This is a genomic window from Asticcacaulis sp. AC402 (assembly GCF_000495835.1).
Lineage (GTDB): Bacteria > Pseudomonadota > Alphaproteobacteria > Caulobacterales > Caulobacteraceae > Asticcacaulis.
This window is the reverse complement of the sequence record NZ_AWGC01000006.1, coordinates 21,722-43,190: the sequence shown is the minus strand read 5'-3', so window position 1 is coordinate 43,190 and position 21,469 is coordinate 21,722. Positions and strand designations below refer to the sequence as shown.

Annotated in this window: 20 protein-coding genes; 3 read left to right on the top strand and 17 right to left on the bottom strand. The window is 60.5% G+C overall.

The features are described 5' to 3' along the window. Positions 1-348: 348 nt before the first annotated feature. A complete protein-coding gene (locus ABAC402_RS23730; protein ID WP_023448147.1) occupies positions 349-1,122 on the bottom strand; it encodes an RNA methyltransferase in 774 nt (257 codons plus the stop codon). Between the two features lie 184 nt (positions 1,123-1,306). Between ABAC402_RS23730 and ABAC402_RS23725 the strand changes: the two genes are divergently transcribed. Then, on the top strand, positions 1,307-2,710 hold the full coding sequence (locus tag ABAC402_RS23725) for a glutamine synthetase family protein (protein ID WP_031235128.1): 1,404 nt from the start codon (positions 1,307-1,309) through the stop codon (positions 2,708-2,710). Beyond that, on the top strand, positions 2,710-4,002 hold the full coding sequence (locus ABAC402_RS23720) for an FAD-binding oxidoreductase (protein WP_023448145.1): 1,293 nt from the start codon (positions 2,710-2,712) through the stop codon (positions 4,000-4,002). The genes ABAC402_RS23725 and ABAC402_RS23720 overlap by 1 nt, the downstream gene beginning before the upstream one ends. 40 nt (positions 4,003-4,042) lie before the next feature. On the opposite strand, the gene ABAC402_RS23715 is transcribed toward ABAC402_RS23720, so the two are convergent. The 15 genes from ABAC402_RS23715 to ABAC402_RS23645 form a co-directional block, all read right to left on the bottom strand. Beyond that, positions 4,043-4,441, bottom strand: coding sequence for a hypothetical protein (locus ABAC402_RS23715; RefSeq protein WP_023448144.1), 399 nt, complete (start codon positions 4,439-4,441; stop codon positions 4,043-4,045). Continuing rightward, positions 4,438-5,238 (bottom strand): alpha/beta fold hydrolase, encoded by an 801-nt coding sequence (locus ABAC402_RS23710; protein WP_023448143.1) that lies wholly within the window; start codon positions 5,236-5,238, stop codon positions 4,438-4,440. Before ABAC402_RS23710 ends, ABAC402_RS23715 begins: the two co-directional genes overlap by 4 nt. Before the next feature lie 376 nt (positions 5,239-5,614). Continuing rightward, a complete protein-coding gene (locus ABAC402_RS23705) occupies positions 5,615-6,352 on the bottom strand; it encodes a transposase (protein ID WP_235079900.1) in 738 nt (245 codons plus the stop codon). Between the two features lie 457 nt (positions 6,353-6,809). Further along, positions 6,810-7,565 (bottom strand): site-2 protease family protein, encoded by a 756-nt coding sequence (locus tag ABAC402_RS23700; protein WP_023448141.1) that lies wholly within the window; start codon positions 7,563-7,565, stop codon positions 6,810-6,812. Positions 7,566-7,604: 39 nt separating this feature from the next. Beyond that, positions 7,605-9,011, bottom strand: a complete 1,407-nt coding sequence (locus ABAC402_RS23695) for an aspartate aminotransferase family protein (protein WP_023448140.1) — start codon at positions 9,009-9,011, stop codon at positions 7,605-7,607. Between the two features lie 70 nt (positions 9,012-9,081). Next, positions 9,082-9,846 carry a gamma-glutamyl-gamma-aminobutyrate hydrolase family protein gene (locus ABAC402_RS23690; protein WP_023448139.1) on the bottom strand — a complete coding sequence of 255 codons (765 nt, stop codon included), beginning with the start codon at positions 9,844-9,846 and terminating at the stop codon, positions 9,082-9,084. Next, positions 9,843-10,313, bottom strand: a complete 471-nt coding sequence (locus tag ABAC402_RS23685) for a GNAT family N-acetyltransferase (protein ID WP_023448138.1) — start codon at positions 10,311-10,313, stop codon at positions 9,843-9,845. The genes ABAC402_RS23690 and ABAC402_RS23685 overlap by 4 nt, the downstream gene beginning before the upstream one ends. Then, entirely contained in the window at positions 10,313-11,425 is a 1,113-nt protein-coding gene (locus tag ABAC402_RS23680; protein ID WP_023448137.1) for an ABC transporter ATP-binding protein, read from the bottom strand. The genes ABAC402_RS23685 and ABAC402_RS23680 overlap by 1 nt, the downstream gene beginning before the upstream one ends. A 4-nt stretch (positions 11,426-11,429) precedes the next feature. Continuing rightward, on the bottom strand, positions 11,430-12,302 hold the full coding sequence (locus ABAC402_RS23675; protein ID WP_023448136.1) for an ABC transporter permease: 873 nt from the start codon (positions 12,300-12,302) through the stop codon (positions 11,430-11,432). Beyond that, positions 12,299-13,195, bottom strand: coding sequence for an ABC transporter permease (locus ABAC402_RS23670; protein ID WP_023448135.1), 897 nt, complete (start codon positions 13,193-13,195; stop codon positions 12,299-12,301). The genes ABAC402_RS23675 and ABAC402_RS23670 overlap by 4 nt, the downstream gene beginning before the upstream one ends. 49 nt (positions 13,196-13,244) lie before the next feature. Then, the gene (locus ABAC402_RS23665; RefSeq protein ID WP_023448134.1) at positions 13,245-14,351 is read right to left on the bottom strand and encodes a PotD/PotF family extracellular solute-binding protein; all 1,107 of its coding nucleotides are present in this window, start codon (positions 14,349-14,351) and stop codon (positions 13,245-13,247) included. Between the two features lie 135 nt (positions 14,352-14,486). Beyond that, the gene (locus tag ABAC402_RS23660; RefSeq protein ID WP_040409800.1) at positions 14,487-15,860 is read right to left on the bottom strand and encodes a glutamine synthetase family protein; all 1,374 of its coding nucleotides are present in this window, start codon (positions 15,858-15,860) and stop codon (positions 14,487-14,489) included. 17 nt (positions 15,861-15,877) lie between these two features. After that, entirely contained in the window at positions 15,878-17,209 is a 1,332-nt protein-coding gene (locus tag ABAC402_RS23655; RefSeq protein WP_023448132.1) for an aspartate aminotransferase family protein, read from the bottom strand. Then, a complete protein-coding gene (locus ABAC402_RS23650; protein ID WP_023448131.1) occupies positions 17,206-18,648 on the bottom strand; it encodes an NAD-dependent succinate-semialdehyde dehydrogenase in 1,443 nt (480 codons plus the stop codon). Before ABAC402_RS23650 ends, ABAC402_RS23655 begins: the two co-directional genes overlap by 4 nt. 3 nt (positions 18,649-18,651) lie before the next feature. After that, positions 18,652-20,172 (bottom strand): aldehyde dehydrogenase, encoded by a 1,521-nt coding sequence (locus ABAC402_RS23645; RefSeq protein WP_023448130.1) that lies wholly within the window; start codon positions 20,170-20,172, stop codon positions 18,652-18,654. A gap of 135 nt (positions 20,173-20,307) precedes the next feature. Between ABAC402_RS23645 and ABAC402_RS23640 the strand changes: the two genes are divergently transcribed. Then, positions 20,308-20,745, top strand: a complete 438-nt coding sequence (locus ABAC402_RS23640; RefSeq protein WP_023448129.1) for a GNAT family N-acetyltransferase — start codon at positions 20,308-20,310, stop codon at positions 20,743-20,745. Positions 20,746-20,748: 3 nt separating this feature from the next. Here ABAC402_RS23640 and ABAC402_RS23635 read toward each other — a convergent pair whose 3' ends face one another. Then, entirely contained in the window at positions 20,749-21,468 is a 720-nt protein-coding gene (locus tag ABAC402_RS23635; protein WP_023448128.1) for a GntR family transcriptional regulator, read from the bottom strand. Between the last annotated feature and the right edge of the window lies 1 nt (position 21,469).

The window sequence follows — 21,469 nt, the reverse complement described above, 5'->3', positions numbered from 1 at the left end:
GTTTTTGACCACTTCGCAAGTACCCGGAATAAGGCTGACACCCTATGTATGAAAAACGCGGGGACAGGGCAATATTCCCCAACCGAGCGGTATCAAACTTGAAGTGCAACACCTGGTTCGGCGCTTAAGCGCCTGGTGTGGGCGCATTCCCTTCGCGCCTTTGCGTCTTCGCGTGAGACCTCTTGAAGGTCTTTGTCCACCGCCACAGGCTGTCCGAACTGTCCCAACATTTCACGCGAAGACGCGAAGAAGAAAGGAGCTAAAGCGGTCGGAATCATTAAACGACCAACCGCTTTGCTTATCACAAGCAACTTTCAGGACTTCCCACAGACGCCGTTTCTCCGCACCTCACCGGCACATGTGATATAGCACGATCCCGCTGGTTGTTGCCACATTCAGGCTGTCGAACCCGCCGTGCATATCGATCCGCACGGACATGCACGCCGCCACGACGTCCGGCGCCAATCCCGGTCCTTCAGTTCCAAACAGGAAGGCCGACCGTTCTGCCGGCACCACCGCATCGAGCACAACCGCCCCCGACGGACTCAAGGCATACGGGGTCAAGCCATGCGCCGACAAGGCCTGAACCAGGTTCGGCACCCGGACATGCGGCACCTGAAACACGCCGCCGACGCTGACGCGGATGGCCTTTCGGTACAACGGATCGCAGCAGGCCGCATCGAGAAGCACCGCGTCGACTCCGAAGGCCGCCGCATTGCGCATCAACCCGCCCATATTGTCGGTATTGGCAATCGCCGACAAAGCCAGCACCCGCGCACGACCCGGCTTCAACACCGACGACAGATCCGCAGGACCGGCATACCGCCCCAGTGCAAGGTAGCCGCGGTGAATGGCAAATCCGGCAATCGCATCCATCATCGCCTGCTCGACAACATAGACCACGACATCTCCGGCCTGCGAAATATCCAGCGTTTTCAATCGCTCCGGCGTCGTTAGCACACTTATACAAACGCACCAGGGCGAAACAAACAGACGTTCGATTACCACCTTGCCCTCGGCCATGAACAGTCCTTCCCGGCCGGTCAGGTCGCGGTCCCTGACGTCGCGATAGAGACGCATGCGCTCATCGCACGGGTCTGTTATCTCGATGATTTCTGCCATGGCTTGCCTGTCGTCTTTCGATCTGGCATATTGTGATCACAATCCTCACGATACTCCGGCAGCGAACTCTGCGGACCTTGGGTCGTATTTGGTTTTCCAAATGCTTGGCTGCCAAATGCTCGGAAGAGTGTCATGATCATCTTCACACCTGAGTCTCGAGATGAAAATGTCGCACGACAGCTATATGAAATCCAAGAACAAACGCCACAAGATGACGTTCGCCAAACGCGGCGCCCGTGACCTGGAAGAGGCCCGGGGCTGGCTGATGAACCAGAACATCGAAGAGATCGAATGCATGATCCCTGATCTGGCGGGTGTGGCGCGCGGCAAGATCATGCCGTCGAAAAAGTTCCTCAGCGCGCCTTACATGAACCTGCCCCTGGCGGTTTTCTACCAGACGATCACCGGCGATTACCCCGATCTGGAAGGCGTGGTCGGCACGGTTCAGTCGGACACTGACATCTTCCTGAAACCCGATTTCAACACCCTGGCCGCCGTGCCGTGGGCCCACGACCCGACGGCCCAGGTCATCCACGACGCCTACCATCCCGACGGCCGGCCGGTCGAGGAAAGCCCGCGCCAGGTGCTGCGCCGCGTCCTCAGCTATTACACGGCCAAGGGCTGGAAGCCGGTCATCGCGCCGGAACTCGAGTTTTACCTGGTCGAAAAGAATGTCGACCCGGACTATCCGCTGAAGCCCCCCATCGGACGCTCGGGAAGGCCGGAAACCGGCCGCCAGGGCTATTCGATCTCGGCGGTCAACGAGTTCGACGCCCTGTTCGAGGACATGTACGAATATTCCGAGAGCCAGGGCCTGGAGATCGACACCCTGATCCACGAATCCGGCGTCGCCCAGATGGAAATCAACCTGCGCCACGGCGATCCGCTGGAATTGGCCGACCAGGTGCTGATGTTCAAGCGCACGATCAAGGAAACCGCGCTCGAGCACGACATCTACGCCACCTTCATGGCCAAGCCCATGGCCCAGGAGCCCGGCTCGGCCATGCACATCCACCAGTCGATCGTCGACGCCAGGACCGGCCAGAACCTGTTTTCCGATCCCGCTACGGGCGAGCCGACCGAAGCCTTCTTCTCCTTCATCGCCGGCCAGCAGAAATACATGCCGGCCATCACCGCCTTGCTAGCGCCCTATGTCAACTCCTACCGCCGCCTCGCCAAGGGCTCGGGGGCGCCGGTCAATACCCAGTGGGGCTACGACAACCGCACCGCCGGCCTGCGCGTTCCGCCGGCCGACCCGGCCAACCGCCGCCTCGAAAACCGCATCCCGTCGTCGGACGCCAATCCCTACCTGGCCATCGCCGCCGTTCTGGCCTCGGGTTATCTTGGCATGGTCGACAAGCTCAAGCCCGCAGATCCGGTGGGCCATGACGCGTCGACCTTGCCGCAAGGCGACCTGCCCTACTCTCTGGTCCAGGCCATCATCAAGCTGGAACGCGCCCAGCCGATGATCGACATCCTCGGGCCGCAGTTCGTCACCGCCTATTCGCGCGTCAAGCTCTTTGAATACGAGACCTTCATGCAGACCATAAGCCCCTGGGAACGCGAATTCCTGCTGCTGAACGTGTGATGACGCTGAATACCGGTCACCCTGCCGGGTCATGGTATGCCGAGACGGTCGACCTGCCCACCTATCCTTGCGTCGAAGGCGAAGTCGAAACCGATGTCGCGATTGTCGGCGGTGGCTACACTGGTCTGGGCGCCGCCCTGGAACTGTCGCGCCTTGGTGTGGACTGCGCCGTTTTTGAGGGGGGACGAATCGCATCGGGTGCGTCAGGACGCAACGGCGGGCAGATCCATACCGGCCAAAGGATGGATCCCGAAGCGCTCGACAAGCTGTTCGGTTCAGACGTGGCGCGCCAGTTCTGGGACATGGCGATGGACGCCCGCGACCATCTCGATGGCCTGATCCGCCACCACCGCATCGACTGCGATCGCCGGCATGGCCTGATCCATGCCTGGCACAAGCCGCGTTTTGCTGCCGATGACCACGCCTATGCCGACTTCGTCCACCGCGCCTATGGCTACAACCAGTTGTCCCTGCTGAGCCAGGGCCAGGTGTCCCAGGAACTGGGTACCAATGTCTACCATGGCGGCCTGCTCGACCGCGGCGGCGGGCACCTCCACCCACTGAAACTGGCCCTGGGCATGGCGCTTGCGGCCGCCGGCCAAGGCGCCAAACTGTACGAGAACAGCCGTATCCTGCGCTTTGCGGCACACGGTGACGGCATACGCCTGTTTCTGTCAGGCGGCCACACGGTGACGGCCAAACGTCTTTTGCTCTGCGGCAACGGCTATATGGAAGGCCTGAGCGAACAGGTGGACGCCCGGGTCATGCCGATCAACAACTTCATCCTGGTAACCGCACCGCTGCCGGACAAGGCTGATCTGCCCCCCATCCTGCCGGATGGTCAAGCCGCCGCCGACTCGCGCTTTGTTGTCAACTACTGGCGCCGGACGACAGACAACCGGCTGTTGTTTGGTGGCGGTGAGAACTATACGCCCTGGTTCCCCAAGGATATCAAGGCCTTCGTCCGCCGCAACATGCTGAAAATCTATCCACAACTGGCGGATCTCGAAATCACCCATGGCTGGGGTGGCACCCTGGCCATCACCATGAGCCGGGCGCCGTTCGTGCGGCAACTGGCGCCCAATGTCTTCGTCAGCGCCGGTTACAGCGGCCAGGGCGTCGTTCTGGCGCCCTATTTCGGCAAGCTGCTGGCACGCGCCATCACCGGCGATGCCCGCGATATCGACCTGTTGAGCCGCCTGCCCACCCCGGCCTTCCCCGGCGGCCGCAGGTTGCGCTGGCCGGCCGTGGTGGCGGGCCTGAGCTACTACGCCCTGCGCGATCGACTTTGAACAGCGGCTTGCAAGAACAACGGCAGTTTGTTCCCGGCAACTACGAGCGACGGGCCAGCGCCACCAGGAGAGAACTCACAAGGAGTCCGAAGGCAACAGGCGCCCACAATAGCCGTTCTTCGGCACTGGGCGTTATCAGGTTTAGCCCAAAACTGAGCGCCATCAGAACAATGACGCCCCAGATCAGGCGCAGAAAAACCCTTGGCACCTCGATCACGCCGGCCCGGCCAAGTACGATGGCGATCATCAACCCAAACACGGCGGCCTGGGCGACGGCAGCTATTCGCATTTCGATCGGGAACACGCCGGGGTAGACGCCCGCCATAGCGAGGTGTCCCCAAGGCATACCAGCGGCCAGGGCCAGTTGAAAGGCGATGACAGTAACGCCAAGGCCGGTGAACAGCCAGGCTGACAGGCTGGCGACGCGCGTTGAGATCATGGCCTGGATGCCTCCACCTGGCGGGCAAAAGTCCTGACCTGATCGAGGAACCACGCGCGGGCGTCATTATGGACATAGTGCCCGCCTTTGGGCGCGACAACGCGTTGGGCGTTCGGGCAGCGATCGGCAAGTCGCTGCTGCTGAGCCCCCCAGAGGCCTTCAAATCCCGTCTTGTCCGGCCTGGCCGTCGATCGCACGACGACCAGGACCGGCACGGATGCACACCTGGCCTCTGCCGCCTGGTCCTCCGCCCGTTGGACATCCCGGGCTTCAGCACGCCCGCCACCGGGCAACAGGGCCTGGAGGAAAGGCGGAATGCGGCAGCTCTTCAAGGCTTGCTTCAAGCAGGCCTCGGTGAAGCCTGGCGGCCGGGCATCGATCAAAACGACGCCGGCGACGCGTTGCGGTTGAGTCGCCGCGTAATGGTAGGCATAGGTTCCACCCAGAGAATGGCCCACAACAAGAACCGGATCATGGATGTCGAGATGGTCGAGAACGGCCGTCATTTGCCTGCCGGCGGACCACGCGTCATGCGGCCCGGTGACCACCGGCGTAGAGCCATAGCCGGCGCGGTCGTACAGTATAACGCGAAATTCTGCCTCGAGCGTCCTGGCGATCGGGGCCATCGCTTCCATGTCGTCCCCCAGTCCGGTCAAGAGAACGATACGCGGTCCATGGTCGCCGTAGACGCGATACGCGACCTTCCCGGACGCATCCGATGTTGTGCCGGTCACCTCAGCCTGCGCAGGCGCCGCCAGGACGATCACCCCCAACAAGCCCAAAACCCAACCATGCATGAGAGTCCTCCCTTGTGCCTAATACCAAGCCTCATACAGAATGACCCTTGGTATTCGCATTTTTTCAGCTCAAACGCCGCGTGGCTCCTCGCAAAAGCTCGGGCGCGCAGTCGCGCTTGCCAACCCGCGATGAGTCAAGGTCTTCGAGGGTTGGTATAACACACTGACCATCACAAAGTGACAAGCTGACGACACTGCAGCGTGCAGTCACAGCCCGCAGCGACGCTATAACCTATGTTATCACCAACATCCCCCTCCCCAATGACCTTGACTTGCCTGGGGTTGGCAGGGGCGACTGCCTGCCCGAGCTTATGCGAGGCGCCACGGGGGGGGGGCTGGTCCGGCGTTTGAGCTTAAAAAAAGCGAATGCCAGGAGTCATTTTTTATGAGGCTTGGAATTCGTCCTTTTGGGCCTTGGTACAGGTGGCGAGCCGCGCGCTCCGTCGCTGGTTTTCACCTTTGGCTTCGGGCCGCGTTTTTGCGGCGTCACCGTGTAACCGAGCCTGTCTTCCAGTGCCCTGAGCCAGGTGGGCGAACCGACCGGGCGGCCAGTGACTTCCGACTTCAGGACGGCATTCCACAAGTCGTCAGTCTCATCAGCTGCCCCAAGGAAGTCGGCAAAGGCGCCGACACGGTCCAGTGCCGGTTCCACATCGACATACTTCGTGCTTTTGCCTGCAAGGTGAGCCCTGACACTTGACCACAGCCAGTCTTCTGCCGAGCCGACCAATTGTGCCATGACCGGCTTCAGGGCAACAGATCGCAAGGCGGCCAGGAGATGGTCTTCATCCATGGCGACAGAACTGAATCGGCCCTGAAACAGGTGGCCGGTCCAGCGATTGCGGCTGCCGATGAAAGAGGTATAGCGGCGATGCGCCTCTCCCAACGCCCGCGACAGACCTGTTTCGTCCGAGGGCGTAAGGATCAGGTGGACATGGTCCTTCATCAGGCAATAGGTCCAACAGGCAACGCCGCAGCGACGTAGCTGTTCTGCCAGCAGATCAAGGTAAATCTCCTGATCGCCAGCCTCAAAAAAAATCGCTTCGCGACGATTGCCGCGTTGCATGACGTGGTGTGGAACACCCGGGACCGTAATCCGCGCTCGCCGCGCCATGACGCCTCCTGCAAACCTGGAGCGCAATCCGGCAAAGTGGACGCCACCGCACGGACGTCCCCGTTTTCGGAAACATTGCGTGAAAAAACAATAACCTAGGGCGAGATGGCGATTCTACCGAAAGCCATTCCGCTCTGGGTTGCTGATACTACAGATCCCAAACAATTATGCAAATATTATCACGTCACCGTATTATACTCCGTCTGTTTCGGAGCAAAACAAATCATCTCCATTGACCTGACGAACGCCAAAAGATCACTATGAAACTGTCAGGTATGTCTCCGAACACCTGTCAGGCATGTCCCCGGTCCATACAAAGGGATGGGGAGGTGCCGAGCAAGCGAGCCCAAAGGGCGCAGCGCTGCCTGCCGGCGAGGCTCGAGGCGGAGGGGTCTACCCACTGTCGATGTGTCAATCTTTTCGTTGATAGGTATTAGACCCGATAAATGCGGCGCGCTTAACCGTATGGCGCCGAGGACCCGCTTTTCCAGAATTGGAAGCGCTCAAGGCCGGAAGACACCGTCGTCATGTCGACCCCCAGGAAACCCGTTATGGCCAGCATGATCGGCATGATAATGCGGTAGCCGAAAAAGAACACCAGCAGCAACAGGCCAATCATGATCACGACGCCAGCCCTGGGTGGGATTGCCCTGCGTACATATTCCGGAAGATAGGGGCTGATGGCGGCAAAACCGTCAAGACCCGGGATCGGCAACATATTGAGGACGAAGGCCATGAGCAGGAAGAAAAACAACGCCATCAGGGCCTGGAACAATTCCGGAAGGCCAGCCAGGCTAAGCGCCACAATGTAGACAAGAACGGCGCAGACCAGAGTCGCTGCCGGTCCAGCCAGGGCGATGGCGGAATGCTGCCATGCCTTGCGGACCAGGTCTGTCCGAATCATGACCGCGCCACCGGGCAGGGCAATTCCGCCCAGGGCCAGGGCGATGACCGGCAGGATCAGCGAGGTCGGGCCATGAAAATAGTGCCGCGGATCCAGGGTCAGATAGCCGCTGCCGGCCACGGTGTAGTCGCCGAACCTCGACGCGGTTGCCGCATGGGCATATTCGTGCAGGCACAGGCTGACAACCCAGCCCAGCAGCACACACATGAAGGTCAGAGGCGCGAAATCCGGCCCCGTAGCAAGGACGAAACCTGTTGCGGCGAAGGCTGCGAACAGGCCGATAAACAGCCAACTGATCTCGTTTTTCATAAGCCCAAGATGACCTGTCGGCCCTGCCGATGCAAGTGCCTACAGTGCTCGCAGAACCGGCTCTCCCTCGTTCAGGGACTTCAGAATGATGTCGATCATACGGTCAATCTCCGCCTCGGTGACGATCAGCGGCGGACACATGACCAGGCTATCGCGGATACCGCGCACCATCAGACCGTTCTTGATGCAGACGTCGCGAACGATTGGGCCGGCCGTACCTTCCTTGCCAGTAAAACGCTTGTTTGTACCAGGCTCCGAGACAATCTCGACGGCGCCGATCAGCCCAAGCGAGCGCGCCTCGCCGACCAGAGGATGCCCCGTCAACCGTTCCAGGGCCTTCGCCAGATAAGGTCCTGTCACGGTTCGCGTGCTCTCGATCAGGTTCTCGTTTTCGATGATCTCGATATTGGCCAGGGCCACCGCGCAACAGGTTGGATGGCCACTGTAGGTATAGCCATGGGCGAAATCGCCACCCTTTTCGACGAGAGCGTCAACGATCTCTTTCGAGACGCCAACCGCCGAAATCGGCAGATAACCGGAGGACAGGCCCTTGGCCATGGCGATCAGGTCGGGCTTTATGCCCCAGTGTTGATGGCCGAACCAGTGACCCAAACGGCCAAAGCCGCAAATGACTTCGTCGCAGATCAACAAAATGCCGTATTTGCGGCAAATGGCCTCGACCTTGGGCCAGTAGTTGTCAGGCGGAATGATGACGCCGCCGGCGCCCTGGACGGGCTCACCGATAAATGCGGCGACATTTTCGGCACCGACACTCAGGATGCGCTCCTCGATCGAATTGGCGACTCGGGTCGCGAAGGCGTCCGGATCTTCACCGAAGCCCTCGTTAAAAGCGTAAGGTTGCAACACATGTTCAACACCGGGAATCGGCAGGTCACCCTGTTCGTGCATGAAGGTCATGCCGCCCAGCGAAGCGCTGGCAACCGTCGAACCGTGATAGGCGTTCTTGCGCGAAATGAAGATCTTGCGCTTTGGTTCGCCCTTCACCGCCCAATAGTGGCGTACCAGACGGAAGATGGTATCGTTAGCTTCGGAGCCAGAAGAATTAAAAAAGACGTGGGTCAGGGCCGGATTGGAGGCCTGCATCTTCTCGGCGATCTTGGCCGCCAGACGTACCGGCGGCGGGGTCGCGGTCTTGAAGAAGGTGTTATAGTAAGGCAGCTCCAGCATCTGCTCGTAGGCGACGCGCGCCAGTTCATCGCGGCCGTAGCCGACATTGACGCACCACAGCCCCGCCATACCATCGAGCAGAGACTTGCCCTCGGCATCGGTAATGGTGCAGCCCTCCGCGCGGGTAATCATGCGCGATCCGCCCAGTTCATGTTGCAACTTGTAATCCGACTGCGCGGGCAAATGATGCGCCAGGTCGAGACGGCGCAGTTCGGCGACGTCGTAGTTGCGGATCGGCTTTTGTACGGGAAGGGTCATGACACGCTCATCTGAAAATCGCGGCCAATCTGTTGCAAAAACTGGCCAAAGTCAAATATTGTGATCACAATTATGCGTGTACTTCGGCCGGCATGGCAATCGATTCGCCGCGCAGGGCCTTGCCCATCAGCCGAAAGAATGTCTGACTCTGCGGGTAGCGTTCGACCTGCCATTCGGGATGCCACTGCACCGCCAGCACCTGGCAGCCGCCGATATTGGCGCTGAACGCCTCGACCAGCTTATCATCGGATCGGGCTTCGACGGAAAGCCCGTCACCCAACTTATCAATACCTTGATAATGAACAGAATTAACCCGGATACGGTCAGCGCCGAAGACGGCGCGCAATACGCCCCCCGATGTCAGGGAAACCTCATGGCCATGGTCGAACATGCCATCGAAAGAGACTTCATCGGGTGCGTGGTGGGCGATCATGTCGTTACCGCCATAGCCAACATCGGTCCGCAGGGTGCCCCCAAGAACGACATTGATTTCCTGGAAGCCACGGCAAATCCCGAACACCGGCTTGCCGATTGTGATCATGCATTCGATCATGGCCAACGACACTGCGTCACGGCCGGTGTCAAACGGTCCGGCGCACGAATCCGAGCCATAGAGGTGCGGTTGCAGGTTGGACGGCGACCCCGTCAGCATCAGGCCATCAAGGCGGCGTGTCAGACCGCGTGCGCCCCCCTGCCCGATCGGTGGAATCAGCAAGGCATGGCAATTACCATAGTCGGTGGCAGCGCGGACATAGCGCTCCATCACAGCGTGGGCGTTTTCCACCCCCACCATGCGGTTGCAGGCCATGATGCCAATAACAGGCTTGTCCGTCATGCGCTCAGGTCCAGGCGATAAAAAATGTCGTCCGGCGGCATCACCGGAAACCCGCACGGTACCGCATGATGGGGGATTTGGACATAGCCATTTTTCGCGTAAAAGCCGAGTGCACGGTCAAATTTCGCTACCGTGCCCAGAATAATGTCTTCCAGATTGCGCAAACGCGCCTCTGCCACCAATCTGTCCATAAGCGCCTGGCCCACACCGAAGGCGGAGCCGCGCCGGTCGGCGACCACGAACATCCGCCGCAAAGCGCCCTGACGGTCGCCATAGACCAACAAGGCAACCGTACCAACAATTCGGCCATGGTCGTCGCCCACCCACAAACCCTCACCATAGGCATTGAATTCAACGTCATCGACGTCTGCGCGCGTGACAGGAAAATCGAACTCATCGTTCAGGATAGCCCGGATCAGTTCAGCCGCGACCGGACCGTCGTCCGGTTGCCAGTGCCGCACCAGCATTAACTTAACAAAACCGCCGGCGAGCAGGCGTGGAACGAGAGCCACACCTTTTCATCGAGGGCGAAGTCTTCCTGGTCCCAGCGGGTCAGGTTGGGTCGCACTACCTTGACCAGGGCCCCACCATTGATCTCGATCTCATAGATGGTTTCGCTGCCGAGATAAACGAGATGCTTCACCGTGCCGGCAATGACATTGTAGCCTTCGGGCGCATCTTCGACCTTGGGTGGTTTGTCGGTGCGCTTGTGAATCTCGATCTTTTCCGGCCGCACAGCTGCCCACACGGTCGTGCCGGTACCACCGGTGACACCGTGGTCGAGGTAGATCGGCCCGACATCCTTGGTGTTAATGATCGCGTGGTCGGGCTCGTCGACGTCCAGTGTCCCTTCGAACATATTGACGCTGCCGATGAAGTCGGCAACGAAGCGAGAATTGGGGAATTCGTACAGGTCCGACGGGCTCGCCACCTGCTGCAGGATACCGCGGTTCATGACGGCGCAACGTGTCGCCATGGCCAGGGCCTCGTCCTGGTCGTGGGTGACCATGATAAAGGTGATTCCGACTTTTTCCTGCAAGGTCGTCAGTTCGGTACGCATCTGGTCGCGCAGCTTGGCGTCCAGGGCCGACAGGGGTTCGTCCAGCAGCAGCACGCGCGGCTTTTTGACCAGGGCTCGCGCCAGGGCAACGCGCTGGCGCTGACCGCCCGACAACTGGTCCGGCTTGCGGGGACCGTAGCCATCCAGTTTGACCAGAGCGAGTGCCGCCTCGGCGCGGCGGCGGCGTTCGTCGCCCGGCACGCCGTCCATCTTCAGCCCATAGGCAACATTATCGAGGACGGTCATATGCGGAAAGACGGCATAGGACTGGAACACCATATTGACCGGGCGCTGGTTGGGCGGCGTGGTCGAAACATCCTTGCCGTCGATCAGAACCCGGCCTTCGGTCGGCATCTCAAAACCTGCCAGCATGCGCAAAAGCGTTGTCTTGCCGCAGCCCGATGGCCCCAGCAGCGAGAAGAACTCGCCTTCGTTGATGGTCAGGGTGACGTTGTCGACCGCTGACACCTTGCCGAAGCGTTTGGAGACATTCTCAAATTGGATAATTGGATTAGCCATGGCCTTATTTCTTCTCGGCTGCGCCGCCATCATGACCGGCGGTCAGGGCGCTTGAGCCCTGGAATTTAAGGGCGAGGAAAGTCAGCAGAACGGTGACAACGATCAGAATGGTCGAAGCGGCATTGACTTCCGGCGTCACCGAGAACCGTACCATCGAATAGACCTTGACCGGGAAGGTCACGGTGTCCGGTCCCGCCGTAAAGAAGGTGATGACGAAGTCGTCCAGCGATAAGGTAAAGGCCAGAAGTGCGCCGGCGATCAGCGATGGCTGGACATGGGGAACAACCACGTCCATCAGCGCGCGGAAATCCGACGCCCCCAAGTCCTTGGCCGCTTCTTCCTGTTCACGGTTAAAGCTGGCCAACCTGGCGCGGACAACCACAGCGACGAAGGGAAAGCTGAACGAAACGTGGGCGATAATGATGGCGCCCAGGTTTAGTGGCCAGGGCAGGTCCTGAGGCCACGGCATAACCTTGGCGAAGAAGACCAGCATGCCGACGCCCATGCAAATTTCCGGCACCACGATGGGAATCGCCAGACCGGCATTGAACAGGCTTTTCCCGGCAAAGCGGAAACGCCACAGCACGATCGCCGCCATGGCCCCTACCACGACCGAGATTAGGGTCGAGAAAAAGGCGATAGTCAGCGAATTGCCAAAAGCCTCGATCAGGCTCGAATTGTTGAAGGCCTTTTCATAGTATTTCAGCGTAAAGCCGCGCCAGACCACATTGGCCTTGGAGTCGTTAAAACTGAACACCATCAGGCTTAGCAACGGTCCGTAAAGGAAGACCGTGACCACGACCATCCATGCACGCAGAGGCCAACGGCGGAAATATTCCAGCGGCGCCGGCGGTGTCTTTTTGACCGATGCCGTCATGACCTGCTCCCCGCGGGTTTACGCTCGATAAGGCCCTGCACGGCAATGGCGATAAAGGTCATATAGACCAGCAGGAAACTCAGCGCCGCCCCAAACGGCCAGTTGTTGGCCCGCTTGAACTGGGCCTCGATGACATTAGCGATCATCAGGGCATCTGCACCGCCCAGCAGATCCGGCGTCAGGTACGAGCCCAGGGCGGGAATGAACGTGATCAGAATGCCGGAAGCAATACCAGCCCCGGCCATCGGCACCACGACATTGAACAGGGTGCGGATGTGCCCCGCCCCCAAGTCCAGCGACGCCTCCAGCAGCGAACGATCGAGGCGATCCAGCGTCGAATAGAGCGGCAGGATCATGAACGGCAGGTTGACGAAGACCAGGCCGAAAACCACGGCGAAATTGTTGTACATCAGCGGCAGGGCGTGAAACTCTCCAAGGGCACCACCGGTCAGGCCGTTGACGATGTCAAAGCCCCAGTGATAGCCCATATTGATGTAGCCCTGCTCCCGCAACACCGCGATCAGGGCGTAGGTGCGGATCAGCAGATTGGTCCAGAACGGCAGCATGATCAGCAGAAGCAACCACGGCTTGACCTTTTCGGGTGCGAAAGTGATGGCCAGCGCGACCGGAAAGCCTATGACCAGGCAAAGTGCCGTGGTAATCGCGGCTATGCCGATGGATTTCAGGAAGATGGCCAGATTGTCCCATTCCAGCGCCCGGGCATAGTTCGACCAGGTACCGGTAAAGGCGATATCGACCAGCCCCCGGTTTTCGCCAAAGGAATACAGCCACACGATGCCCAGCGGCACCATGAAAAACACCACCAACCAGAAGAGCGGTACGCTCAACATGGCGGCGAACATACTCTTGGCCTGACGCCAGCTCTGTTCCATAACCCCTCCAAAAACGGCGGCCCCGTTTCGGGAGCCGCCGGTCAGATTATCAGGCTTTCACGCGGGTCATGGCCGCATCGTACAGTTGCGCCTTTTCGGCGCCCTGGAACGCGGCATATTCACATTTCGCCATCACGTCGGCCGGCGGGAAGATGTTGGGATTGTTCTGATACTCGGGCGAAGTCAGGGCTTTGGCTGCCAAATTCGGCGTGGCATAGCCGATGAACTCGGCGATCTGGGCGCCGACCTGGGGTTCCATGATGTAGTTGAGGAACTTGTGCGCGTTGTCAGGACGCGGCGCGTCGACGGGGATACACAGGCAGTCGGCATTCAACTGCGTGCCTTCCTTGGGCACGATATAGGCCAAGTCCTTGTCCTTGTCGTCGGCAATCGCCTGCATCATGTCGCCATTGTACTCGATTACCAGGTCGACATCGCCGGCGATCAACATGTCCTGGCCATTGTCGCTGTGGAAGGCCTTGATATTGGGCTTCTGCTTCTTGAGCATGGCCTCGACCTGGGCGACGACCTCGGGCGTGACCGCATTGACGCTGTAGCCCAGGTATTTGGCGCCCAGACGAACCAGGTCACCCGATTCCGACAGCAGCGCGATACGCCCCTTGAACATGTCGGAGTCGAAGACATATTTCCACGAGTCCGGGACGAAACCCTTGGGCATCTTCGACTTGCGGTAGCCCAGCCCCAGGGTCAGCCAGGTATAGGGCACGGAATATTTGCGGTCCGGATCATAGTCAGGGCTCATGACGCCCGGATCGATGTTCTTGAAGTTCGGCAGCTTTGCCTTGTCCAGCGGCAGCAGCAGGTTGGCCTGCGCCAGCTGGGTGACGAAATCGTTGGACGGCACGATGACGTCGTAACCTGTTTTACCGGTCTTCATCTTGGCGAACAATTCGTCATTGGTCGCGAAATTGGTCATGGAGACCTTGATGCCCGACGCCTTTTCGAAGTCGCCCAAGGTGTTCTCGGCGATGTAGGTGTCCCAGTTGTAGAAGTTCAGCTTGGGCTCTTCGGCGCCGGCAGCGGCCTTTTTACCCTGACTGCAGGCCGACAGCCCGCCGAAGCTGATCCCTATGGCAGCAGCCCCTGTGGCGGCCAGAAGCGAACGACGCGATTTGTTGAAACCGTTGGCACTCATGGACCTGTCTCCTTGTGAAGCTGTAGCCGAAATCCGCCTAAGACGATACGCCAGAGGAATACGGGATTAACAACCTGTCAATCCCTTAATGTGATCACAACACGGACGAAATGTATTTTCTCGCATTTGCGTGCTTTATGCGTTGCGCAGATACCAGTCGTAGTCGAGCGATGTGATCTCCTCATAGAAGCGCGCCTGTTCGGTGCGCTTGACCTTGACATACATGTCGACAAAGCGGTTACCGAGGTAGTCGCGCAGAACCGCCGACTTGTCGAGATAATCGACCGCGGCGAACCAGTTGGTCGGCAGCGTCGCCCCTGTTTCCGCCGCCACCGCATAACCATTGCCGACCACGGCCGGGCCGGGATCGGTCTTTTTGGAAATGCCGTAGTGGGCGCAGGCCAGGATCGCGGCCAGGACCAGGTATGGATTGCCATCGGCGCCGGCGACGCGATGCTCGACGTGACGGGTATGGGCCGGGCCGGCCGTGACGCGCAAGCTCACCGTGCGGTTATTGACACCCCAGGTCAGGCCCACGGGTGCATAGGAGTTGGCCTTGAAGCGCTTGTAGCTGTTGGCGCCGGGCGCCAGTATCCCCATGACGTCGGCAAGGTGGTCCTTCATGCCACCGATCATGTTCAGCAGCAATGGCGAGCCCTGCGGATCGGCATCGGCGCACAGGTTCTTACCGTCCTTGTCGGCGACGCTGATATGGACGTGGAAGCCCGACCCCGCCCGATCAGCCCACGGCTTGGCCATGAAGGTCGCCTCAATCCCCAGCGACAGGGCGACGCCCTTGGCCAGGCGCTTGTACATCACCGCATCGTCGGCGGCCCTTAAGGCATCGGGCTTATGCTTCAGGGTCAGTTCGACCTGACCGGGGGCGAATTCGGAGATCGCGCCTTCCAGCGGGATGTTCTGGATATCGGCGGTCTCCCATAACTGGCGGAAGAAATCGCCGTGGGCCTCGATCTCGGGCAGGCCATAGACCTGGATGCCCTTGGGGGTTTCGCCCGTCGTAAAGCTCGTCGCCGGTAAAAGTTCGCCGTCACGGCCACGCTCGATGTCGACCAGGTAGTATTCCAGTTCGCACGCCACTACCGGGGTCAGTCCGTCGGCGGCATAGCGATCCAGCACCCGTTGCAGGACATGGCGCGGATCGAGGTCGTTGGGCGTGCCGTCCAGTTCGTACAGCGAGAGCATGACCTGGCCGACATCGTCGCCCAGCCATGGCGCCGGCACCAGGGTGCCGGGCACCGGCCGCGCCACGCGGTCGGCGTCGCCGTCTTCCCAGACAAGCCCTGTGTCCTCGCAATCGGCCCCCAGAGTGTCGACCACCAGGATCGAGCCCGGCAGGAAGCGGCCATATTCATAAATTGGCAGCAGTTCGTGGCGGCGCAGGCGCTTGCCGCGCGGCACGCCGGTCATCGAGGTGAACAGGATCTCGAAATAGACGATGTGCGGATGGGCATCGAGGAAGGCCTTGGCTTCATCGGGTGTGGCTACCATGGGGTGCGGTGGCAGGCTCATGAGAATTCCCTGTATTGGTGCGCAAAGGCGTCGACGGCATCGACCAGCCGGTCGATTCCTTCCGTCTCGGTCTGCGGCGAGATAAGCATCATATTGTGGAACGGCGCAATCAGCACGCCGCGGTTGATCAAAAAGAGATGAAAGGCGTCCAGCAGATCGTGATCCAGGAAGCGGCGCATCTCTTCGGCGTTACGCGGCGGTTGGGGTGCAAAAACCAGCTCGACCCGGGCGCCGACATGAACCGTGCACCACGGCAGTCCGGCAATCACGCGATTCAGGCCGGCAACAAGATACTCAGCTCCGGAAAGCATGTGATCATAGGCCGGCTGCGTAGCGATCTGCGTCAGCACCGTATGGATGGCCCGCATCACGAGAGCGTTGCCGGACAAAGTCGTGCCAATGCCAGATTGTCCGGGACCAATCCGCGCCTGGGCTTCGTCCATTCGCGCGCCCACCTCAGGCGTCACGCCCCAGACAGCCGCTGGAATACCGCCAGCGATGGCCTTGCCGACGACGAACATGTCAGGCTTCAGGCCATGCACCAGGCAGTACCCACCTGGCGCCGACGAGAGGGTATGGGTCTCGTCCATCACCAGCAACGCGCCGTGACGCGTGCACAGCTCGCGCAGGGCCTCCAGATACCCGGCGTCGGGCCGGATCATGCCGCAGTTGGTCATGACCGGCTCGGCCAGGACGGCTGCAATATCGCCGGTCGCGAGGGCCGCTTCCAGTGCCGGCAGATCGTTGAACGGGATAACCGTCGTGGTTTGCGTCTGGTCATGAATCTGACCAATCAGGCCCTTCTTGTTGGCAGCCACGCCGTCATAAAGGGCGACGAAACAATCCTCGACCATGCCATGATAACAGCCGTCGAAGACCAGGATTTGGTCGCGGCCGGTAATGGCACGACACCAGCGAATCACCGCCCGATTGGCGTCCGACGCCGTCGTCGCTACCTGCCACTTGTCCATGCCGAAGCGTTCGCGCAACAGATCGCCAACCACATTGGTCAGAGGCATGGGCAGCATGTAGCCGACGCCTTGCGCCATTTGTTCGGCTATCGCTGCGGCCAGTTCGGACCGGGCGTGCCCGAACATCGACGGCGTGTCGCCCAGGCAAAAATCGTCATAGGTAACACCGTCGACATCGGTCAATTTCGCGCCTGAGGCGAATTTCACAAATATCGGAAATGGTGTTGCCCAGTCACGCATCCAATGCATGGGCACGCCACCGCGCCACGCCGAAGCCTTTTCTGACAAGGCTTTGGATTGCGGATGGGCCCGCAAAAATACTTCGCGTTGCTGCGAAATGAAATCAGATAACGTCAAATGTCCCCCAGTCCGCCGTAGGAGATGTATTTGATGTTGAGGTATTCCTCCATGCCTTCGATGGCGCCTTCCCGGCCAATGCCAGACTCCTTGACGCCGCCAAAAGGCGTGACCTCGGTCGAGATAATCCCGTCGTTCATGCCGACCATGCCGTAGTCGAGGTGCGCCGCCACCCGCATGGCGCGGCCGATGTCGCGCGTATAGGCATAGGCCGCCAGACCGAACGGCGTGTCATTGGCCAGTTGAATGGCCTCCTCCTCGGTTTCGAACCTAAACAACGGCGCGACGGGTCCGAAGATCTCGACGTCGAAAATCTCCATATCGCGAGTCACACCGGTGAGAACGCTTCCCTCATAGAACAGGTCGTGCGCCTTGCCGCCGGTTTCAACCCTGGCACCCTTGGCGACGGCGGCGTCGACCAGGTGCTGGACCTTGTCGATGGCCTTCTGGTTGATCAGCGGCCCGAGCGTCGCATCCTCCTGCCAGCCTGGCTCAAGCCGCATCGCCTTGACCTTGGCGACCAGCGCCGCCGCAAACCGGTCATAGATACCGGCCTGGACCAGGATACGGTTGGCGCAGACGCAGGTCTGGCCGGAATTGCGGTATTTCGACGCCAGAACGCCTTCGACCGCCGCATCGATATCGGCGTCGTCGAAAACCAGGAACGGCGCATTGCCGCCCAGCTCCATCGACACCTTCTTCATGGTTGGTGCACAGGCGGCGTAAAGCACTTTGCCGACCGGCGTAGAGCCCGTGAAGCTCAGCTTCTTGACGCGCGGATCCGACGTCATGACCTCGCCGACCTCCCTCGCCCTGACCGAGGTGATCATCGAGATCACACCGTCGGGAATGCCGGCCTGCTTGGCCAGGACCAGCAGTACCAGGGCTGATAGCGGCGTCTCCTCCGAGGGTTTGATGACCACGGTGCAACCGGCGGCCAGGGCCGGCGCGACCTTGCGGGTGATCATCGAGATCGGAAAGTTCCATGGCGTGATGGCCGCGCAGACCCCGACCGGCTGGCGGATGGTCTGCAGGTGCTTGCCCGGCAGGGTCGCCGGAATGGTGCGGCCATAGGCGCGCTTGGCCTCTTCGGCAAACCATTCGATAAACGAGGCGCCGTAGATAACCTCGCCACGCGTTTCCCTGATCACCCTGCCCTGTTCCAGCGTCACCAGTATCGCCATCTCTTCGAGATGGGTCAGGACAAGATCATTCCACTTCTTGAGAAGGATCGATCTTTCCTTGGCCGGGCGGCGCGACCAGGCCACAAGGGCGTCGGTCGCGGCGCCGATGGCGGCGCGCGTCTCAGTGGCGCCCTGGGCCTGGACGTAGGCCAGCGGCTTTCCGGTGGCGGGGTTGAGCACAGCGAAGCGGTCGGCCGCCTGCTCCATGAAAATGAGATCGCCCAAAAGCGCGCGGTGTTTGTCGCTGAGTTGCATAGGTCAGGCCTTGAAGCTGATGCTGACCGCCTTGAGGTCGGCATATTTGTACAGCGCGTGCAGCGACCGGTCGCGGCCGAAGCCCGACTGCTTCACACCGCCGAACGGCGAAGTGATGTCGCAGGCATCCCAGCCATTGACCCAGACCAGCCCGGACTTCAAGGCTGCCGCCGCCCGCATCGCCTTGTTTATATTGGCCGTCCATACTCCGGAAGCGAGACCGTAGATGGTGTCATTGGCGATTTTATAGGCTTCGGCCTCGTCCTTGAAGGTGAGTACCGACAGAACCGGCCCGAACACCTCTTCCTGGGCCAGGACATTGGCCGGCGTGATGGCGTCCAAAAGGGCCGGTTCAACATAGAAGCCACCGCTGTCGGCATGAATCTGCTGTCCGCCCATCAGCAACCGCCCGCCTTCGGCCTGGCCGCGTTCGATATACTCCAATGCCGTATGCATCTGGCGCGACGAGATCATGGCGCCGAACTGTGTCTTCGGGTCGAACGGATCGCCGACCCGGATCGACTTGGCGACGGCCGCGACCTTGGCGACAAAGGCGTCCTTGATGCTCTCCTCGACCAGCAGGCGCGACGCCGCCGTGCATACCTGGCCCTGATTGTAGAAAACGCCCCAGGCGGCATTCGACGCAGCCGCATCGAGGTCGTCGCAATCGGCAAAGACGATCTGGGGCGACTTGCCGCCCAGTTCCAGCGAGACGCGCTTCAGGTTACTGTCGGCAGAAGCGCGCATCAGGGTCCGCCCCACCGGTCCCGAGCCAGTAAAGGTAATCATGTCGACGTCCATGTGCAGGGCCAGGGCCTGACCGGCTTCGTGGCCCAACCCCGTCACGACGTTCCACACACCGGGGGGAACGCCGGCCTCCAGCGCCAGTTGCGCGGTGTACAACGCCGTCATGGTCGAAAGTTCGGCCGGCTTCAGCACCACGCTGTTGCCCATGGCCAGGGCGGGCGCGACCTTCCACATCGCCATGTGCAACGGAAAGTTCCACGGCACGATGGCGGCGACGACGCCCAACGGTTCATGGACAACGTAGGATAGACGGTCGGCCGGGGTCGGTGCGACCTCACCATAGACCTTATCGATCGCCTCGGCATAGTAGCGCGTGCTCTGGATGGCCAGGGGGATGTCGACATTGCGGGCGTCTGTGATCGGCTTTCCGGTGTCGAGACTTTCCAACAGAGCCAGATTTTCGGCATGCTCGGCCATCAGGTCGGCCAGGCGATGGAGGATCTTTTTTTTCGCCTTCGGCGCCAGTTTGCGCCAGCGGCCGTCCTCGAAGGCTTTGCGCGCCGACACGACGGCGCGGTCGACATCACGGCTGTCGCAGGCGGCGATTCGGTTGATCAGTGTGCCGTCACTTGACGACCGGTTGTCAAAGGTCCGCCCCGACGCCGAGGCCACGTCCTGCCCTTCGATCAACGCCTTATCCGGCTTGGCGATGGCCGCAACGGCCGCCAGCACACCGTCGAGCGAATCAGCAGGGGTTTGCGGAGCGGAAACGGGCATGGCGAAATCCTTGGCTTGTGATCACAATTTACACACCGCCAGCCGCAGCAAAGTCAAGCCGCATCGGCGCGGTTTTCCTGTCATCACCATCATGTTAGGGCTGTTTGCGCCGTTTTCGGGATTATGGACAGTGGGATGAAGATCAAGATTTTGCGACAAGGCGACGAAGACCTGTTCGAGCGAGTCGCCGACGACCTGTTCGACAACCCTATCGACCCTGCGCTGGTAAGGGAATTCCTGGCCGATCCGCGGCACCATATCGCGGTCGCGGTCGACGGCCCTGCCATTGTCGGTTTCGCCTCCGGTGTGCATTACGTTCATCCCGATAAGCCAGCCCAGCTGTTCATCAATGAGGTTGCCGTCGCCGACCACCATCAAAGACGGGGCCACGGTAGCGCCCTGTTGCAGGCTTTGCTGGCCGAGGGGCGTGCATTGGGCTGCCACGAGGCCTGGGTGCTCACCAACATCGATAACGCCGCCGCCAACCGCCTGTACCGCGCAGCGGGCGGCAGCGACGGCGCTGATGACTCGGAGTCGCCGATCGTCGGCTACAGTTTCAAGCTGATACCCTGACGCTTAACGCACCCGTCGGCGTTTGGGTTCCGGTTCAGCGCGTGTCCGGATAACGTCCAGCATCATCGCCATGCCTTCGCGGACGTCGGCCTGCATCGAAGCCCGTGCCGCCTCGGCATCGCCACGCTCAAAAGCAGCGATCATGTCCTGATGGTGGTCCTTGGGCAGTTGAACCGTCCCCAGCCGACCAAAGACGACGCGCATGAACGGCCCGACCTGCAGCCACAGGGTCCGCGCCATGTCGTAAAAGAGGTCGGCGTCGGCGCAGCTGTAGATACAGAAGTGAAAATCCTGGTTGGCCTGCATATAGCCACCGACATCACCGCTGCTGAGCGCTTTCATCAGCTTGGTGTCGTCGTCGCGCAGCCGGCGGATGGCGTCCCTTGTCATAAGGGGTGTAGCCAGCGCAGCCAGTTCGGGCTCGACCCATTCGCGCGCCTTCATCAACTGCAGAACGCGTTTTTCCGTAAGGTCCGGCACCCGTAAACGCTTGTTAGACGCTTGCAATTCCAACGCATTCTCGGCAATAAGGCGCCGAACAGCTTCGCGGACCGGCATGGGCGAGACGCCGAGATTGGCTGCCAGCGTACGCAGAGACACCGGGTTTAACGGCGGTATCTGCCCCTTGATCAGGGCGTCGGCCAGGGCGTCATAAACCTGATCGTGGACCTTGGCGTCACTGAGACCATCGCCCATGGCGCCTTCGAGGTTCACAGCCGCCATT

Bases quoted from the DNA above. Each gene is read 5' to 3' on its own strand.
- ABAC402_RS23720 (WP_023448145.1), top strand. From the start codon at position 2,710: ATGACGCTGAATACCGGTCACCCTGCCGGGTCATGGTATGCCGAGACG.
- ABAC402_RS23685 (WP_023448138.1), bottom strand. From the start codon at position 10,313: ATGCTGGTGCGGCACTGGCAACCGGACGACGGTCCGGTCGCGGCTGAA.
- ABAC402_RS23665 (WP_023448134.1), bottom strand. From the start codon at position 14,351: ATGAGTGCCAACGGTTTCAACAAATCGCGTCGTTCGCTTCTGGCCGCC.
- ABAC402_RS23705 (WP_235079900.1), bottom strand. From the start codon at position 6,352: ATGGCGCGGCGAGCGCGGATTACGGTCCCGGGTGTTCCACACCACGTC.
- ABAC402_RS23690 (WP_023448139.1), bottom strand. From the start codon at position 9,846: ATGACGGACAAGCCTGTTATTGGCATCATGGCCTGCAACCGCATGGTG.
- ABAC402_RS23680 (WP_023448137.1), bottom strand. From the start codon at position 11,425: ATGGCTAATCCAATTATCCAATTTGAGAATGTCTCCAAACGCTTCGGC.
- ABAC402_RS23695 (WP_023448140.1), bottom strand. From the start codon at position 9,011: ATGACCCTTCCCGTACAAAAGCCGATCCGCAACTACGACGTCGCCGAA.
- ABAC402_RS23645 (WP_023448130.1), bottom strand. From the start codon at position 20,172: ATGCCCGTTTCCGCTCCGCAAACCCCTGCTGATTCGCTCGACGGTGTG.
- ABAC402_RS23635 (WP_023448128.1), bottom strand. From the start codon at position 21,468: ATGGCGGCTGTGAACCTCGAAGGCGCCATGGGCGATGGTCTCAGTGAC.
- ABAC402_RS23670 (WP_023448135.1), bottom strand. From the start codon at position 13,195: ATGGAACAGAGCTGGCGTCAGGCCAAGAGTATGTTCGCCGCCATGTTG.
- ABAC402_RS23650 (WP_023448131.1), bottom strand. From the start codon at position 18,648: ATGCAACTCAGCGACAAACACCGCGCGCTTTTGGGCGATCTCATTTTC.
- ABAC402_RS23725 (WP_031235128.1), top strand. From the start codon at position 1,307: ATGAAATCCAAGAACAAACGCCACAAGATGACGTTCGCCAAACGCGGC.
- ABAC402_RS23660 (WP_040409800.1), bottom strand. From the start codon at position 15,860: ATGGTAGCCACACCCGATGAAGCCAAGGCCTTCCTCGATGCCCATCCG.
- ABAC402_RS23640 (WP_023448129.1), top strand. From the start codon at position 20,308: ATGAAGATCAAGATTTTGCGACAAGGCGACGAAGACCTGTTCGAGCGA.
- ABAC402_RS23730 (WP_023448147.1), bottom strand. From the start codon at position 1,122: ATGGCAGAAATCATCGAGATAACAGACCCGTGCGATGAGCGCATGCGT.
- ABAC402_RS23700 (WP_023448141.1), bottom strand. From the start codon at position 7,565: ATGAAAAACGAGATCAGTTGGCTGTTTATCGGCCTGTTCGCAGCCTTC.
- ABAC402_RS23710 (WP_023448143.1), bottom strand. From the start codon at position 5,238: ATGCATGGTTGGGTTTTGGGCTTGTTGGGGGTGATCGTCCTGGCGGCG.
- ABAC402_RS23675 (WP_023448136.1), bottom strand. From the start codon at position 12,302: ATGACGGCATCGGTCAAAAAGACACCGCCGGCGCCGCTGGAATATTTC.
- ABAC402_RS23715 (WP_023448144.1), bottom strand. From the start codon at position 4,441: ATGATCTCAACGCGCGTCGCCAGCCTGTCAGCCTGGCTGTTCACCGGC.